This window comes from Sphaerisporangium sp. B11E5, assembly GCF_039871875.1.
Classification (GTDB): Bacteria; Actinomycetota; Actinomycetes; order Streptosporangiales; family Streptosporangiaceae; genus Sphaerisporangium.
Map to the genome: position 1 here is coordinate 35,196 of NZ_JBDPMD010000031.1, position 15,416 is coordinate 50,611.

Sequence of the window (15,416 nt, forward strand, 5' to 3'; positions counted from 1 at the left end):
TCAGTGGTCCCTGGTGGTGATGAAGGCGGCGACCTCCAGGAACTCCGCGCGGACCGCGGGCGGCAGGTCGGCGTCGGCCAGGTGGCGGTGGGCGACGTCCAGGCGGTGTTTGGCCTCGGCCTCGGCCCAGGCGCGGCCGCCGGCCTCCTCCACCAGGCGGGCCGCCTCGTCGAGGCCGTCCTCCGGCAGCGGGCCCGGGCGGGCGAGCAGGCCGGACAGGCGGGCCCCGGCGGGGGTGCCGCCGGTGAGGGCCGCCACCACGGGCAGGGTCTTCTTGCCGGCCCGCAGGTCCGACAGGACGGGTTTGCCGGTGGTCTCGGGGGTGCCCCAGATGCCGAGCAGGTCGTCGACGAGCTGGAACGCCAGGCCGGCCTCCGCGCCGAACGCCGCCAGGGCGCCGGTCAGCCCGGGGGGCGCCCCGGCGGCCAGGGCGCCGGCGGCGCAGGCGCACGACAGCAGGGCCCCGGTCTTGTCGGACGACATCCGCAGGCACTCCGCCAGGCTCACCTCGGTGCGGCGTTCGAACTCCAGGTCCGCGGCCTGGCCGGCGATCAGGCGGCGGGTCGCGACGCCGACGGCCCGCGCCACCTGGAGGTGCCCGGGGGTGCCGGCCCCGGCGAGCAGCTCACCGGCCAGGGCCAGCAGGGCGTCCCCGGCGAGGATCGCCTCGGCGCGGCCGAACAGCGTCCAGGCGGCCGGGCGGTGCCTGCGGGTGCGGTCGCCGTCCATGATGTCGTCGTGCAGCAGCGAGAACGCGTGCACCAGTTCCACCGCCGCCGCGGCCGGCAGGTCCGGCGCCGCGCCCGCCGCCCGCGACGACAGCACCGCGAGCGCCGGGCGCAGCGCCTTGCCGCCGCCGTCCGCGGGGCGGCCCTCGTGGTCGGTCCAGCCGAGGTGGTAGGCGGCGACCCGGCGGGTGACCGGGTCCAGCAGGTCCACCGCCGCCCGCAGCGCCGGCCCGACCAGCTCACGGGCCGCCGGCAGCGCCGGCGGCACCAGGGCCGTCATGACGCCGCCCCTTCGCGCGCCCCGAGCTCATGGCGCACATCGCTCGGACGGCGCATGTGGCGGCGGACCAGGCGGGCCGCGGTGAGTCCGCTGCGCACGGCACCCTCCATCGTGTCGGGCCAGCCCGTGTCGGTCCACGCGCCGGCGAGGTACAGGCCGGGCCACCGGGTGGCGGCGCCGGGACGCAGGGCGCCGCTGCCGGGCCCCTGGTGGAACGTGGCGCGGCGCTCACGGGTGACGAAGAAATCGGTGAGCCGCGCGTCGCGCGCACCGGGCAGGACGCGCCGCAGCTCGGGGCCGAACTCGGCACGCACCCGGGCCACCGGCAGGTCGATCCACCGGTCGGCCGCCGACACCGACACCGTCAGGTACTGGCCCCGGTCCAGCCCCGCCACCCCGGTCTTGTCGAAGACCCACTGGACGGGTGAGCCGACCACCGCGGCGAACGGCAACTCGGTGACCCGCCGGTCGTACACCGCGTGCACGTTGACGATCGGGCTGGCCCGCAGGCCCGCCCACCGGTCCCGGCCCGGCGCCGCGCCGTCCGGCACCAGCCGCGCCGCCTGCTCGTGCGGCACGGCGAGCACCACGGCGGACGCCTCCACCCGCCGCCCGTCCACCACCACCGCCGGGCCGGGCAGCACCGCGCTCACCTTCGCCGACAGCCGCACCCGGCCGCCGCGCCGCACGACGGCCCGCGCGGCGGCGGCACCGTGCAGCTCGCCGAGCGGGACGGCGGGCACGCCGATGTCGGCCGCGTCGGCACGGCCGAACAGCGCGGTGCGGAACACCTGAACCGCCGCGCCGAGCGCCGCCTGGTCGGCGGCGACGTTCAGCGCCGCCACGGTGAATAGCTCCCACACCGCGTGCCGCGCCGGGCCGCGCTGCCCGTGCCGGTCCAGCCACGTGCCGAGGTCCACCAGGTCGAGCGCCGGGTCCGCCGGGTCCAGCCGCGACAGCGCCACCGACCCGCGCAGCGCCCGCAGCCGGTCGGCCGGTCCGAGCAGCGAGTAGGTCGCCAGCGCGGGCAGCAGATGGAACGGCCCCGGCAGCGCCGCCCTGCGCAGCCGTCCCACCCGGCCGCCCGGGGTGAGCACCCGCACGTCGAACCGGTCCTGCACACGCACCTGCCGCGTCCCGCCGATGCGGTCCAGCAGCCCCCGGTACGCCGTGCAGCACCGCAGGAACACATGCTGCCCGTTGTCCACCGTCAGATCACCCCGGGCGAACGAATGGGTGGCCCCGCCGAGACGCGGCCGCGCCTCGTACAGCGTGACCGGGCACCCCGCGTCCGCGAGCGCGACCGCCGCCGCGATCCCGGCCAGCCCGCCACCCACCACGGCCACCGGCGCGCCGCTCACCGGCCGGCCCCCGCGAGCGCGCGAGCCGCGACCATCGCCTTCTCCCAGGCCGGCAACGACGAACGGCCCGCCAGGGCCTCGGCGGGGCACGCGGCGATGCGGTCGAGCAGGCCGCGGTAGATGCCCGCCATCGCGGCGGTGCACGCGGCGCTGCGGCGGTCCAGCAGCGGCGGCAGCCGCATGCCCTGCGCGTACCACTCGCGGGCCCGGGCCGTCTGGAACCGCATCAGCGCCTCCAGCCGGTGCGGCGGGTCGGTGAACCGGCCCGCGCCGTCCACCTCCAGCGTGCAGCCGAACCGCTCCAGGTCCTCGGCGGGCAGGTACACCCGCCCGGCCCGCCGGTCCTCGTTCACGTCCCGCAGCACGTTGGTGAGCTGCAACGCCACACCGAGCGCGTCCGCGAGCGGCGCGGCCGCCGCCCGGTCGGCCACGCCGAACACCCCCAGCGACAGCCGCCCCACCGACCCCGCCACCCGGCGGCAGTACGCCAATAGGTCCTCGAACCGGTCGTACGTCACGCCGCGCACGTCGGCGGCGCACCCGTCGATCAGCTCCTCGAACGCCGCCAGCGGAATGGGGTACCGGCGCGCCGCGTCGAACAACGCCACCAGCACCAGGTCGCCGTGCACCGGCCGCCGCACCCGCAACGCCCCGCGCGCCGCCGCCAGCAACGCCAGCCGCTGCTCGGCCGGGCCGTCACCGTCGCCGATGTCGTCGATGCGGCGGGCGAAGGCGTACACCGCGCTCAGCGCCCGGCGTCTCGGCGGCTGCAGCAGGCGGATGCCGTAGGAGAAGTTCCTGGCCCGGGTGCGCACGATCCACTCGCAGTGCCGGTAAGCGTGGGACGCCACTACCGGGTCACCTCCCCGTCACCAGCGCACGCAGCCACGCGCCCCCCAGCCGGGCACGGCCCGGGCGGACCGCCACCCCCAGCACGTCATGACCGGAACGTTCCAGCGCGGCGACCGTGGCCCGGCCCCCGGCGACGTACCCGGCGACCGCGGCCCGCGCGAACCCGCTCAGCGACGCCAGCAGCGGCGCCCCGGCGTCCAGCAGCCGCGCCGCCCGCCCCGCCTGCAACGCCACCACCCGCCGCAACGGCTTCGGCGTGACCACGCCCGCCAGGTCGTGCTCGGTGCAGCCGTACCGGCGCAGATCCTCACCGGGCAGGTAGACACGGCCCCGGCGGTAGTCCTCGCCGACGTCCTGGCAGTGCTCGATGACCTGCAGCGCCGAGCACACCCGGTCCGACAGCGGCACCCGGGCCCCGCCCGCGGCGCCGAACACGTGCAACACGATGTGCCCCACCGGGTTGGCCGACAACGCGCAGTACCCCAGCAGCTCGTCGAACGTCTCGTACCGGGTCACCCGCTGGTCGCGCCGGCCCGCCTCCACCAGCAGGTGGAACGGCTCGGCGGGCACCGCGCACTCCCGCACCGTCAGGCGGAGGCCCCGCACCACCGGGTGCCGCGGGGCCCGGCCGGCGTACAGCCGGCGCAGGTCGGCGTCGACGTCGTCCAGCAGCCGCGGCCGGTCCTCCCGGCCGGCCTCGTCACCGATGTCGTCCACGTGGCGCGCGAAGGCGTACACCGCGAAAAGATGGCCCCGATATCGGCCCGGCAGCACGCGCGAAGCGACCGGGAAATTCTCCCGGCTCGCTCTCGATATGACGGCCCTCCCCGATGACATGGCTTGACTATTGCCAGCACACGGCGCCGTAAACTGCCGTCCGGCACTGTGAAACACGAGGTCAACGGCCATATCCACCATAAAGCCCGCGCGGCTTTCACCAGGGACGGCCGTTCTTCACCAAGGTTTTCCATTTTCCCCGGAATACCGATACAGACAATCACGCGCCGCGATTCCCGGCCGAACGTTGACCGTTCCCCGGCTTTACCGGCGCCCGCCCGCGGAGACCGTGTCCTGGCACCCGCTACTCCAGGAGGACCAGCCGTGGCCACCCCGCCGCCGCACGCCGTGCTCGCCGAGCGGGCCGACCTCAAGGCCCGCCGCGCGGCACCGTGCCACCACCTCCGGCAGGGCACCGAGCGCCACGCGCCACGCCCCCCGAGCGCTGGTGTGGTCGCTGTCGTGCAGCAGCACCGTCGCCCCGCCGCGCAACCCCGGCGCCAGCTCGGCCAGCACCGACCCCGGGGTGGCCGACGCCGTCCAGTCCCGCCCCCACACCGTCCACAACACCGGCCGCAGCCCCCGCGCCCGCGCCGCCACCAGCGCCTCGGCGCTCAGCACCCCGTACGGCGGCCGGTACCACACCGGGCGCACCCCGGTCACCTCCCGCACCAGCCGCACGGCCGCACCCATCTCCCCGGCCACCGCCCCCGGGCGGGCCAGCAGTGTCGCGGTGTGCCGCCAGCCGTGCACGGCGACCTCGTGCCCCTCCTCGGCGATCCTCCGGCCGAGCCCCGGGTGGCGCTCCAGCATCTCCCCCAGCACGAAGAACGTCGCCCGGCACTCCAGCCGCCGCAACTCCCGCAGGAAACACGGCGTGGACACCGGATCGGGCCCGTCGTCGAACGTCAGCGCCACATGCCCCGGCTCCCCCACCCCCGCGAGACCCGGCACCACCCGCCGCACCCCGCGCAACCACGTCGCCGCGGGACCCACATGGACCAGCCCGGCCACCCCCGCCGCCAGCGCCGCGTACCCCGCCCCCCGGCGCACCCGCCCGGCCCCCACCTCGCGCCCCGCCGGCAGGCGCACCCGCTCAGCCCCCGCCATACGGCGCCCCCGGCCGGCCGTCGCCCCGGGAGACCGGGATGACCCCACGGCGCGTGCTCATCCTCAGCGCCTCCATGGGCGCCGGCCACGACGGCGTGGCACGGGAACTGGCCAGGCGCCTCACCCGGGACGGCGCACACGTACAGGTCATCGACGTCATCCGGCTCCTCCCCCTGCGGCTCGGACCGCTGCTCCGCTGGTGGTACCGCACGACAGTCCAGCGCACACCCCTCGTCTACGAGATCGTCTACCAGGTCTTCTTCGTCCGCGGGTCCCCCGTGTCACCGCTGGCCCGGCTCGCCGCCCGGCGGCTCACCGCGCTCCTCGCACGGGAACGGCCCACCGAGGTCGTCTCGGCCTTCCACCTGGCCGCCCAGATCACCGGGCTGATGCGCGACCGCGGCACACTGACCGCCCACAGCACCGTGCTGGTCACCGACTTCGCCCTCCACCGGCTCTGGCTGCACCCCGGCAACGACCGGTACCTGTGCCCCACCCCCGAAACCGCCCGCCAGGCCACCGCCGCCACGCACCGGCCCGCCGCCGCCTACGCCCCGCTCGCCCGGCCCGCCTTCCACACCCCGCCGCACCCCACCGGACGCCTGGTGCTGGTGTCGGCCGGCGCCTGGGGCGTGGGGCAGGTGACGCGGACGGCGCGGGTGCTGGCCGCGTCGGGGCGGTACACCCCGGTCGTGTTGTGCGCGGGCAACACCCGGCTGCGCCGCCGCCTCACCGCCGCCGGGCTCGGGCAGGCACTGGGCTGGCGCGACGACCTGCCCGACCTGATGGCGCGGGCATACGCCCTGGTGGACAACGCCGCCGGCCTGACCTGCGTCGAGGCGTTCGCCGCCGGCCTGCCGGTGGTGTCCTACCGCCCCATCCCCGGCCACGGCCGCGCCGGCGCCCACGCCATGGCCCGCGCCGGCCTCACCACGTTCGCCCCGGACCCCGCCGCCCTGCTCACCGCCCTGGACCGCCTCGCCGACCCCCGCCACCGCGCCCACCGGACCGCCCCCGCCACCGCCCTGTTCACCGCCCCGCCCGCCGAGACCCTGACCGGCGACCCCCGCGAAGAGAACCCCGCACCCGCCGGCGGCGCCTGACCCGGGCGCCCCAGAAACCCCCACCTACCCGCGCCGCCTGACCCCGCCCCTCAGCCCGCGCTCAACTGCGCATGGAACAACGGCGACTGGGCCAGCAGGTAACTCCCCCCCACGATCAGCCCGATCCCGGTCAACTCCGGCACGATCCACCCCCCCGTGCGGATCTGCTCATCGAACATCGTCGTCCCGTACACGATCGACGCCACCGGATCGCTCAGCGTCAACGCCGGCTGCGCCGCCACCAGCGTCCCGCTCTGCAACGCGTTCTGCAGCAGGAACAAGCTGCACAACCCCGCCACCACCATCGCGTACACCTGCCAGGTGACCGGCAGTACCGACACGTCCTCCTCCAGCACCACCGTGGCCTGCTTGATGAACGTCGCCGTGAACGCGAACCCGATGCCCGCCGCCAGCCCGAACGCCACCGCCCGCCCCGCCCCCACCGTGATCCGCGCCACCAGCACCAGCGCCCCGATCGTCGCAAGCGTCCCCGCGGTGGCCATCAGCCACCCCGCGGCGTCCGGCCCCCCGTCCCCCATCTGGGGCGACGCCGAGAAGAGCAGCAACGCCAGCCCCCCGGTCAGCAACACGATCGCCAGCCACGACCGCACCCCGAGACGCACGTGGAAGACCCCCGACACCAAGATCATCGTGAACGGCAGCTCACTGATCAGCACCGGCTGCACCAGCGCCAGCCCGCCCTGCGACAACGCCGCCGCCTGGAACGCGAACCCCAACGTCAGCGCCGCGATCCCCCCGAGCCAGATCGGCGAGCGCACCAGGGCCCACAACAGGCTCAGCCGCATCGCCGCGCGCGCCGGCACCCGGCGCGCCGCGGTCCGCTGCAGCACCGAGGCCACGGCGTTGCTCATGGCGGCGCACACCGCCAGCAGCACCGCGATCACCGCGCCCCGGCCCCCTGCCCCGACTTCACCAGATAGGGCGAACGGCCGAGCAGCACGATGCCCGTCACCATCGCGACCAGGCCGGCCACCTCGGCCGCCAGCGCCCCCGCCGTCAGCTCCAGACGCTCCGCGAAGATCGCGATACCGAGCACGATGCCGGTGATCGGCTCCGCCACCGTCGTCGCGGGCAACGAGACCCGCAGCGGCGCCGCGTCGAAAGCGCTCTGGTTGAGCAGCAGCCCCACCACCGCCACGCACGGGACGACGTACGGCTCCCACGACGTGGCCAGCGCCTCCGGCCCGTGCCGCAGCGTGAGCAGCGACCCCCGGGTCAGCACGTCCTGCAAGCCGTACAGGATGCCCGCCGACGCCGCCAGCAGGATCGCCTTCACCTGCAGCGAGCGGTTGCGCCCCACCGCCACCAGCGCGGCCGACGCCGCCAGCACCGCCGCCACCACCATCCAGTGCGCCGAACCCGCCGACGGCGCCCGCCCCCCGTGCGGCTCCCCGAACGCCAGGAACAGTGCCACACCCCCGCTGACCAGCACCGCCCCCACCCACTCCGTCCACCCCAGATGCTCCTGGTAGACGATGTGCGCGGCCGTCAGCGCGAAGATGAGGCTGGTCGCGAACAACGGCTCCACCGCGGACACGTCCGCGTCCCACAACGCCAGCGCCCCGAGCACCTGGCCACCGAACATCAACGCGATGCCCGCCAGCCACAACGGCTGACGGACCAGATGCAGCAGCAGCCGCACATGCAACATCTCGCCCAGCGGCTCACGGTAGGCGGCGTGCTGCTGCGCCACGAACCCCATGCCGAGCAGGCACGCCGCCATGAGCGGCACCAAGAAGATCACGTGCCCCCTCCGAAGTCCCCCGCCCCCACTGCGCTCCTACCCATCCCCTCCCACCTGGCGCACCGCCCACCCAGAAGATCGTTCTACCTCAGGTCAAAAGACCACCCGGAACCAACACCCAGCTATGACCTGGTTTGATGGGGTGATGATCGTGCGCGACGCCCACCCCGGCGAAATGCCCGCCGTAGGCGCCCTGCGGGTCGCCGCCTACGAGGCCGAGGGCTTGCTCACCGCCCACCCCGCCTACGCCCGCAGGCTCAGCGCCCTCGGCGCCGACGGCCACGGCGAGGTCCTCGTCGCCGTCGAGAACGATCAGATCCTCGGCACCGCGATGCTCGACCCCTACGGCCCCGGCAGCGAACTCGCCACCGGCCCCCACGAGGCCGAGATGCGCGCCCTCGCCGTCGCCCCGGAGGCCCAGGGCCGCGGCATCGGCGCCGCCCTCATCCGAGCGGTCCTCGACCGCGCCGCCGCCCGCGGCGCCACGGCCCTGTTGCTGTCCACCCAGCCGGCCATGAAGACCGCCCAGCGGCTCTACCTGTCCCAGGGCTTCACCCGGCTGCCCGCACGCGACTGGGCTCCCATCCCCGGTTTCACCCTTCTTGTCTTCGGTCGCTCGTTGAGTGGTTTTGGTGGTTGATGTCTGATTTGAACCTAATCCGCCGCCTTTACAACGTAGATTTTTATTGTGGGAGTTTGAACTCTTCGATCTCCTTGACGAAGACGATGGCGTCGACCTGATCAGTGGTGGCCGGGTCGAGGGAGAAGTACGTGTGGTCGGCCGGGACGCGTGGCGTCAGCTCCTGGTCCAGGGCGGCCGTGAGGTGGCCGGGGTCGATGACGGCGCGGTCGTGGGGAAAGGTCGACAGGAGCCCTTCGAGGGTGCCGGGATCGGGGACGTCGGAGCCGCGGCGGCCGAAGGTGGTGGCGGCGAAGCTGTACTGGTCGCCGAGACGGGCGCCGATGATGGCGCCCGCGCTCCACCACTGGAGCGGCACGCCGGCGAACCGCATGTGACTCTTGTCGCGCTGCAGGTGGCGGTTGTGGGCGAAGGCGAGGGTAGGGCCGCGACGGGCCTCGCGGCGGACGATGGCGTCGAGGTTGCCGGCCATCATCGTCTCGCGCAGGTACATCAGAGTGCCGAGACGGGTGGGTGCGGGGTCGGCCACGCCGGCGTGGTAGCGCAGGAGCCCGGCGGCGGTGCGGGCGTACAGGTCGGCCCGCCACCAGTCGTCGAGGGATGTGGCGGCCGTCAGGTCGGGGGCGTACGCGGTGAGCAGCACGCGCAGGTCGTCGGCGATCAGGCGCAGTTCCTTGGCCTCGGGCGTGCCGCCGACGGACCGGGTGGCGTCCATGAGGCCCGGGCCGGTCCAGCGCTCGTCAGGGCCGAGCAGCTCGTCGATGGCCTCGCGACTCCAGGCCAGGTCGAGGTGGGCGGCGAGATAGTCGTACAGCGCGGTCATGGCCGGGCGCGGGGCGGCGGCGCCGGTCATCTCCAACGGGCCGTCGAAGCCGTAGAAGCGGATCCGCTCGCGCGGGGGACGTCGCTCGTTGTAGGCGCGCATCCAGCGCAGGAGTTCGCGGTTGGCGGGCGAAGCGCCGAAGCCGTGGCTGAAACCGCGGCTCATCGCGTCGTCGAGGGTCCCGGTGCCGTCGGTGACGTACGCGTCGGCGACCAGGGCCGCCAGGCAGTCGGTCTCCATGGTGATCGAGCGGTAGCCCTCGTGCTCGACGAGGTGGCGGAAGAGCTCGTTGCGCAGTTCGAGGAAGGCGCCGGTCCAGTGGGTGGGCTCGCCGAGGCCGAGCAGGCGGGTGGCCGGGGACATGAGCGCGCTGAGGGCACCGCCGGTGAACGGACGGGCGGCGTCCAGGATCGAGGTCGTCATGTCTCTCAACTGTATCGTTGAACCGCCGGTGTAAGCTTTAGCCGTATTTACGGCTACTGACGAGGACATACTTTCAAAATGCGGTTGCGGCCCATCGATCTGGCGCGCGAGCACGGCCTGTCCACGCAGGCGGTGCGCAACTACGAGGACGCGGAGATCTTGCCGCCCGCCGCGCGCTCTCCGCACGGCTACCGCAACTACACGCCGCGCCACGCGGCGGCGTTGCGCACGTTCCTCGCACTGATCCCCGCCCACGGCCACGCGACCGCGGGCGCGATCATGCGGGCCGTGAACGGCGGCACGACGGAGGAGGCGCTGCGGCTGATCGACGAAAGCCACGCCCAACTGGCCGGCGACCGGCGCACCCTGGAAGCCGTGGAACGCGCCCTGCGCGACCTTGCTCCGCCGCGTGAACTGGAGCCCGGCGTGACGTTCATCGGCCCGCTGGCCCGCAGGCTCGGCCTCCGCCCGGCGACGCTGCGCAAATGGGAGCGGGCCGGCCTGCTCCTCCCCCGGCGCGACCCACGCACCGGTTACCGCGTCTACACCTCCCCCGACGTACGTGACGTACTGCTGGCCCACCAGCTACGCCGGGGCGGCTACGGCCTGGAGCAGATCGCCCAGGTGCTGGAACGCGTACGAACAGCGGGCGGCCCTGAGCCGCTGCAGGCGACACTGCGGGACTGGCGCGACCGGCTGACGGCACGCGGCCTGGCGATGCTGACCGGCGCCGCCGCACTCGACACCTACCTGACGACGCCATAGCGCCTTCAGTGAAATGGCTGGCCAACACGCTCGGCCCGCCCCGGGACGGGCACTCGCTTCGCCACACCCGATCGTGTCGTCTCGCCGATCCTGACCGCACCATTGCCGAACTCGAGGCACGCGGCGGATGGACGCTGCATCAACTGCGCCACTCCGCGCTGACGCACGAAGCCGAGGACGGCACCAACACCCCAACCCTGTTGGCTCGCTCCCGGCACGCCTCCGCACGCTCCCTCGAGCGCTATGCCCGGCCCAGTGTCGACGCCGTGGCCGCTCACGTCGCCGACCGAGATCCCCTGCGCCGCCGGAAGCAAGGCACCACCCCATGAGCTCCGGCGTGGTGTGATACCGCTGATTCCTGCGGACTTCCTCCTCGACCCCGGAACCGACCAGTTCCGGGACGGCCGGGACGGGTCCTTGCTGCCGCGTGTGACCCGGATCCCGATGAACGGCACGACCTCGCCGAGTGTCCGCTTGGCCGCTGCGGTGATGGTCCTGGACGCTGTGACGGCGTAAGGCTCAAGGGAGTTCGATTCTCGATGGCCCGGACGCCAAGGACCAGCCTGGGCAGCCCGGGGGCACGTGTTGATCAGGCCAAGTCGGCCAGGGCGTCGCGCGAAGCTGCGCGGCCGCTGATCCCGAGCTTGGGATATACCCGGTACAGGTGGCTGCCGACGGTTCGGTGGGGGAGGAACTGATGGTCGGCGATCTCCTTGTTCGACAGGCCTTTCGCGGCCAGTCGGGCGATCTGCAGTTCTTGGGCGGTCAGCTGGGTCACCGCCGGGCGCGTCGTCGTCGCGGTGGTGGGGATCGCGACGCCGGAGGCCCGTAGCTCGGCTTGGGCACGGGCAGTCCATGGGCGGGCGCCGGCATGGTCGAAGGCGGCGGCTTCCGCGGCGAGTTCGTCGCGTGCCTGCGGGATCCGGTGCTGGCGACGTAGCTACTCGCCGTACAGCAGTCGCGTGCGGGCCGTCTGCAGCGGGTAGCCGTCTTCGGCGAGGGCGAGCTGGAAGCGCTCCTCGGGCTGGTTGCCGAGCAGCGCTCGGGTGCGGTGCAGCAACTGCCGCTGCAGCGATTCCTCCGGCAGCGCGATCGCCCGCAGAGCGTCTTCGATCTCCGCCGCGACGTGGGTGTTGGTGGCGCCGTCGGCGCTGAACCAGCTTGAGGCCAGATAGATGACATCGCCGGCGCGCTGCAGGTCGAGGGGGGCGGCCCGTCGGGCGATCGCGCTGAACTCCAGCGGGTCTGGGTAGCCTGAAACGGCGATGAGCGCCAGGGCGCTGCGGGCGTTCGCGCGCGAGGTCGTCCAGCATGCCAAGGACGGCAAGGGACACCAGGAGCCGGTCAGGCGCGTTGTCGGCGCCGACGCCGAACACGCTGCGTAGCGCGTCGCGCTGCCGGTGCGGCAGCACCTCGGCGCGGTCGATCACGGCCTGCAGCAGCTGATGCAGGCCGGCCAGGCCGAGCACTGTCTCGCTCTGCACCCCGGCGCAGGTCAGTACCCGGAATCCGCGGCTGGTGGCCGTGGCGTGTGCGTGCTCGGCCAGGGTGGTCTTGCCGACCCCGGCTGCGCCGCGGACCACGAGGGCGGCGCCTTGCTCATTCTGCGCCGCGTCCAGCAGTTCGTGAACGCGGATCTCTCACGTTCCGACAATCGTGTCGGGCACTGTATGCCGGACCGGCTGGGACGGCCAAGGCATGGCCGCCAGGGCGGTGGTTACAGGGGGCCGAGCGCTACGATGAGCTCGATCTCGACTTGGGCGTCGAAGGGCAGCCACGTGGTCGCGATCGCGGATCTGGCGTGCCGTCCGGCGTTGCCGAAGATGTCGTGCAGCAGCTCTGAGGCGGCATCCAGGACGGTGTCCTGGTCGTGGAATGCGGGGGCGGACGCCACGAAGCCGGTGACTTTCACGATTCGGTTGATGCGATCCAGCGGCGCCACGGTCGTCACGGCGGCCAGTGCGTTCAGCGCGCAGAGGCGTGCCGCCGCGGCCGCCTGACCGGTGCTGACCCGCGCGCCGACCAGGCCGGTGACGGTGGGGACACCGGCCACGACCGGCGGGTGCCCGGCGGTGAAGACGAGCCCGCCGGTTTGGGCCGCGGGCAGATACCGGGCCGATGGAGCCGGGGCCGGCGGCAGGTCCAGGCCGAGTGTGAGCAGATGCCCGGTCCAGCGGCATGGCGGGTGCACGGCTCACACGACCGCGGCGATCGCGGTAGCGATCATGTCGGTGACCCCTCCGGGCCGGGACACGGTCAGCGCGTGCGAGGCACCGGTCAGCTCCACGGTTGCCTTGGCGCCGGCCCGCTCGGCCATGACCCGGTGCATCGCGATCGGGACGTTGCGATCGGCGTCGGGGAACACGAACCATGACGGCAGCCCCTGCCATGCCGGGGGGCCGGAGGCATCGTTCAGTGCCACGTCACGCAGCGGACGCTGGGGCGCGGCGAGCACCGCCGCCTCGGCCGCGGGCACATCCGCGGCGAATTGCTCGTGGAAGCGGTCTTGCCGGATGTCGAGGTCGAGCGTCCCGCCTCCGAGCGGTACCGGCGCGAGCGTGTCGCCGAGTGTGCTGCCCGCGAAGCGGCCGGTCCGCTCGAAGATGCTCTCCCCTCGCTGGGGCGCGAAGGCGGCCACGAAGACCAGCCTGCGCACGTAATCGTGACGGTTGCGGCGTTGGTGATGACCGCGCCGCCGTAGGAATGGCCGGCCAGGACGACCGGCCCGGGGATCGAGGCGATGATGCTGGACACGAACGCGGCGTCACCCTCTGCGTCGACGAGCTGGGCTACATGGAACTCGACCGGCGCGGCGCCGAACTCCTCTTCCAGGTCCTCACCGAGCGAGAAGAGAAGGCCAGCGTCGCCATCGCCTCCAACGTATCCTTCAGCGGCTGGACCGAGACTTTCACCGACCTCCGCCTCTGCGTCGCCATCGTCGACCGCCTCACCTGCGGCGGCAACATCATCGAGACCGGAACCGAGTCCTACCGGCTCGCCCAAACCCGCGCCCAGGTCACTGCCTCCACCACCGCGAAGAAGGCCGCCGCTGGCAGTTGAGCATGGGCCTTGGGAAGCTCAGCGACTGGCGCGGTGGGCGGCCCGGACCCGCAGCAGTAACTCAGTGCGATCGAGACTCGAGCAGATCGTGGAGCTGCTGCGTCACCGGATCGTGCGGGCGGGCGACGAAGGCGATGTGCAGCCAGCCGTCGGCGTCGGCTAGGAAGAGATCGTCGCGGACGGACGGGTCGGCACCGCGCTCCAAAAGCAGCCGGATCACCTCGAGATGACCGCCCGGGATCGCCCAGTGCAGGCCGGTCCGCCCGAGGTAGGGCGCGACGTCGGGATGGACGCCGCGGTCGAGGAGCCAGCGCACGACCTCGATCCGGCCATGCTGGCAGGCATGGACGAACGCCTCTCCCACGATCTCCTCCGGATCATCGGTCACCGGCAGCCGAGACGGCAAGCCACCGCCGGCGTCGGCGAGGTCGGGGCGCGCCGACGCGGCGTCCGGCCGTAGTCTGCCGTCGGCGTCGAAACAGGCCCGCACCAGATCCAGCCGACCGCAGGCGGCATACGTCCAGAGCGCCTGCGGGACGATCCTGTGCTCAGCGAGCAGGTCGACGACCTCCGTGTTGCCGTGGTGGATGGCGTTCTCCAGTGGGGTGATGCCCCAAGGTCGGGTGCCGGGGTCGGCACCGGCGTCCAGCAGCAGGCGCACGTATTCGACCCGATTGGATCGGGCAGCCCAGATAAGTGGGCCCTCCAACTTGGTGGCCTTGCCGATCAAGACATCCACTGCGGTGCGCGGCACACCGAGATCCTTCTCGAGCCGGACACCGGGGATCGTCTCGGGGCCCGCCAGCATCTGCAGCAGGGTGTCGGCCTGCTCGGCGGTCAGATGGGCCAGCCGATGAGTATCGCCGGCCAGCAGGGCTTCGGCCTCGCGGTACAGGCGCCGCCGCTCCTCCTGACGTTCATCGAGATCACGCCTGGATTTCTCGGCGAACGACACGAGCTCGCGCCAGGTCGGGAAACCCGCCTCCCGCGCGATGACCAGCCGCGCGTCTCGAAGCTCGGTGGTGGTGGCGGAGGTGGCGACGGCGTGCCGAGACACGTAGGCCCGCAAACGTCGCAACGCGCCTGCGTCGTTGCGACGCAGGTCGGCCAGGAGGGCGTCGGCCATCGAGGCGTAGGCGCCGGGGCTGAGTCCCATGAGGCGGGAGACCGGCCGATCTTCGGTGGCACTGCGGCTTTCGATGTGAGCGCGGAACTCGGCCCAGGTTCGGAATCCGTGTTCCTGAGCGAGCACGAACTGGGCATCGCTGAGCAGGAACCGCTCGGCAGCCCGGTCGCCCAGCACGTCGGCGACCCGGGCTTCGGCTGTCGTATCGCCCATCGCGTACGCGTGATGCAGGTGCTTGGCCTGCTTGCGGTAGTACTCCAGGTTCGGATGGGCCGGCAGCTCGAAATGACGATCGGACATCGCAACCTCCTTCGTCGCCGAGGCCCGCTTGCCCGGCCGGAAAGAGGTTGATCTTGTCCGGTGCGTTGAAGTGTTGCTCGAGGTGGGAAAATCCCTGCCCGCGGACTGGCAGCGCCCTCGTACGCTCTATTCACACTAGTGATCGGCTCCGAGCGAAGGCAACCCTGGAAAGCGTCGAAGAGCCTTCCGAGAGGTCAGGAAGATTTCGACGGCCCGGACGGAAGAAATCCCGAATAGCGTCGTTGTCGAAGATCGCGGCCGCAGCCAGGTCTTGGGGCGGCCGCGGTTTCACCCTCGCCGACC

At 73.0% G+C, this 15,416-nt stretch carries 17 protein-coding genes and 1 pseudogene; 5 read left to right on the plus strand and 13 right to left on the minus strand.

All coding sequences use genetic code 11. The features are described 5' to 3' along the window. From ABGB17_RS25040 to ABGB17_RS25060, 5 genes are all read right to left on the minus strand, one after another. Positions 1–1,008: a polyprenyl synthetase family protein gene (locus ABGB17_RS25040; RefSeq protein ID WP_347633639.1), complete on the minus strand. Its 1,008-nt coding sequence runs from the start codon at positions 1,006–1,008 to the stop codon at positions 1–3. After that, the gene (hpnE, locus tag ABGB17_RS25045) at positions 1,005–2,369 is read right to left on the minus strand and encodes a hydroxysqualene dehydroxylase HpnE (protein WP_347633641.1); all 1,365 of its coding nucleotides are present in this window, start codon (positions 2,367–2,369) and stop codon (positions 1,005–1,007) included. Before hpnE ends, ABGB17_RS25040 begins: the two co-directional genes overlap by 4 nt. After that, positions 2,366–3,220, minus strand: coding sequence for a squalene/phytoene synthase family protein (locus tag ABGB17_RS25050; RefSeq protein WP_347633643.1), 855 nt, complete (start codon positions 3,218–3,220; stop codon positions 2,366–2,368). The genes hpnE and ABGB17_RS25050 overlap by 4 nt, the downstream gene beginning before the upstream one ends. A gap of 7 nt (positions 3,221–3,227) precedes the next feature. Then, on the minus strand, positions 3,228–4,139 hold the full coding sequence (gene hpnC, locus ABGB17_RS25055; RefSeq protein WP_347633645.1) for a squalene synthase HpnC: 912 nt from the start codon (positions 4,137–4,139) through the stop codon (positions 3,228–3,230). Between the two features lie 123 nt (positions 4,140–4,262). Further along, on the minus strand, positions 4,263–5,108 hold the full coding sequence (locus ABGB17_RS25060) for a polysaccharide deacetylase family protein (protein WP_347633647.1): 846 nt from the start codon (positions 5,106–5,108) through the stop codon (positions 4,263–4,265). 38 nt (positions 5,109–5,146) lie between these two features. Here ABGB17_RS25060 and ABGB17_RS25065 point away from each other — a divergent pair, with 38 nt between their 5' ends. Further along, positions 5,147–6,211: a hypothetical protein gene (locus ABGB17_RS25065; protein ID WP_347633649.1), complete on the plus strand. Its 1,065-nt coding sequence runs from the start codon at positions 5,147–5,149 to the stop codon at positions 6,209–6,211. Positions 6,212–6,261: 50 nt separating this feature from the next. Here the strand turns inward: ABGB17_RS25065 and ABGB17_RS25070 are convergent, their stop codons facing one another. Next, positions 6,262–7,116, minus strand: coding sequence for a DMT family transporter (locus tag ABGB17_RS25070; protein ID WP_347633651.1), 855 nt, complete (start codon positions 7,114–7,116; stop codon positions 6,262–6,264). Continuing rightward, on the minus strand, positions 7,113–7,976 hold the full coding sequence (locus tag ABGB17_RS25075) for a DMT family transporter (RefSeq protein WP_347633653.1): 864 nt from the start codon (positions 7,974–7,976) through the stop codon (positions 7,113–7,115). Before ABGB17_RS25075 ends, ABGB17_RS25070 begins: the two co-directional genes overlap by 4 nt. 124 nt (positions 7,977–8,100) lie before the next feature. Here ABGB17_RS25075 and ABGB17_RS25080 point away from each other — a divergent pair, with 124 nt between their 5' ends. Continuing rightward, positions 8,101–8,616, plus strand: coding sequence for a GNAT family N-acetyltransferase (locus tag ABGB17_RS25080; RefSeq protein ID WP_347633655.1), 516 nt, complete (start codon positions 8,101–8,103; stop codon positions 8,614–8,616). Positions 8,617–8,659: 43 nt separating this feature from the next. Here the strand turns inward: ABGB17_RS25080 and ABGB17_RS25085 are convergent, their stop codons facing one another. After that, positions 8,660–9,862, minus strand: coding sequence for an erythromycin esterase family protein (locus ABGB17_RS25085; protein ID WP_347633657.1), 1,203 nt, complete (start codon positions 9,860–9,862; stop codon positions 8,660–8,662). A 78-nt stretch (positions 9,863–9,940) separates the two neighbouring features. On the opposite strand from ABGB17_RS25085, the gene ABGB17_RS25090 reads away from it, so the two are divergent. Together ABGB17_RS25090 and ABGB17_RS25095 are read left to right on the plus strand one after the other, a co-directional pair. Beyond that, positions 9,941–10,627: a TioE family transcriptional regulator gene (locus ABGB17_RS25090; protein WP_347633659.1), complete on the plus strand. Its 687-nt coding sequence runs from the start codon at positions 9,941–9,943 to the stop codon at positions 10,625–10,627. 8 nt (positions 10,628–10,635) lie between these two features. Beyond that, positions 10,636–10,956, plus strand: coding sequence for a hypothetical protein (locus ABGB17_RS25095; RefSeq protein WP_347633661.1), 321 nt, complete (start codon positions 10,636–10,638; stop codon positions 10,954–10,956). Between the two features lie 260 nt (positions 10,957–11,216). Here ABGB17_RS25095 and ABGB17_RS25100 read toward each other — a convergent pair whose 3' ends face one another. From ABGB17_RS25100 to ABGB17_RS25115, 4 genes are all read right to left on the minus strand, one after another. Then, entirely contained in the window at positions 11,217–11,405 is a 189-nt protein-coding gene (locus tag ABGB17_RS25100; protein WP_347633663.1) for a helix-turn-helix transcriptional regulator, read from the minus strand. A 162-nt stretch (positions 11,406–11,567) separates the two neighbouring features. After that, entirely contained in the window at positions 11,568–11,945 is a 378-nt protein-coding gene (locus ABGB17_RS25105) for a hypothetical protein (protein ID WP_347633664.1), read from the minus strand. Positions 11,946–12,344: 399 nt separating this feature from the next. Then, the gene (locus ABGB17_RS25110) at positions 12,345–12,818 is read right to left on the minus strand and encodes a RidA family protein (protein ID WP_347633666.1); all 474 of its coding nucleotides are present in this window, start codon (positions 12,816–12,818) and stop codon (positions 12,345–12,347) included. Between the two features lie 3 nt (positions 12,819–12,821). Then, complete coding sequence (locus ABGB17_RS25115; RefSeq protein WP_347633668.1) at positions 12,822–13,283, minus strand: alpha/beta fold hydrolase; 462 nt, start codon at positions 13,281–13,283, stop codon at positions 12,822–12,824. 113 nt (positions 13,284–13,396) lie between these two features. Here ABGB17_RS25115 and ABGB17_RS25120 point away from each other — a divergent pair. Continuing rightward, positions 13,397–13,687, plus strand: a pseudogene (locus ABGB17_RS25120) (ATP-binding protein); the annotation flags it as partial. Between the two features lie 61 nt (positions 13,688–13,748). Here the strand turns inward: ABGB17_RS25120 and ABGB17_RS25125 are convergent. Beyond that, entirely contained in the window at positions 13,749–15,113 is a 1,365-nt protein-coding gene (locus tag ABGB17_RS25125) for an ankyrin repeat domain-containing protein (protein WP_347633670.1), read from the minus strand. Positions 15,114–15,416: the final 303 nt, after the last annotated feature.

What these genes read in the sequence shown, in the direction of transcription:
- ABGB17_RS25090 (WP_347633659.1), top strand. Translation starts at nt 9,941, where the DNA reads ATGCGGTTGCGGCCCATCGATCTGGCGCGCGAGCACGGCCTGTCCACG.
- hpnC (WP_347633645.1), bottom strand. Translation starts at nt 4,139, where the DNA reads ATGGTGGATATGGCCGTTGACCTCGTGTTTCACAGTGCCGGACGGCAG.
- ABGB17_RS25085 (WP_347633657.1), bottom strand. Translation starts at nt 9,862, where the DNA reads ATGACGACCTCGATCCTGGACGCCGCCCGTCCGTTCACCGGCGGTGCC.
- ABGB17_RS25060 (WP_347633647.1), bottom strand. Translation starts at nt 5,108, where the DNA reads ATGGCGGGGGCTGAGCGGGTGCGCCTGCCGGCGGGGCGCGAGGTGGGG.
- ABGB17_RS25040 (WP_347633639.1), bottom strand. Translation starts at nt 1,008, where the DNA reads ATGACGGCCCTGGTGCCGCCGGCGCTGCCGGCGGCCCGTGAGCTGGTC.
- ABGB17_RS25065 (WP_347633649.1), top strand. Translation starts at nt 5,147, where the DNA reads ATGACCCCACGGCGCGTGCTCATCCTCAGCGCCTCCATGGGCGCCGGC.
- ABGB17_RS25125 (WP_347633670.1), bottom strand. Translation starts at nt 15,113, where the DNA reads ATGTCCGATCGTCATTTCGAGCTGCCGGCCCATCCGAACCTGGAGTAC.
- ABGB17_RS25080 (WP_347633655.1), top strand. Translation starts at nt 8,101, where the DNA reads ATGACCTGGTTTGATGGGGTGATGATCGTGCGCGACGCCCACCCCGGC.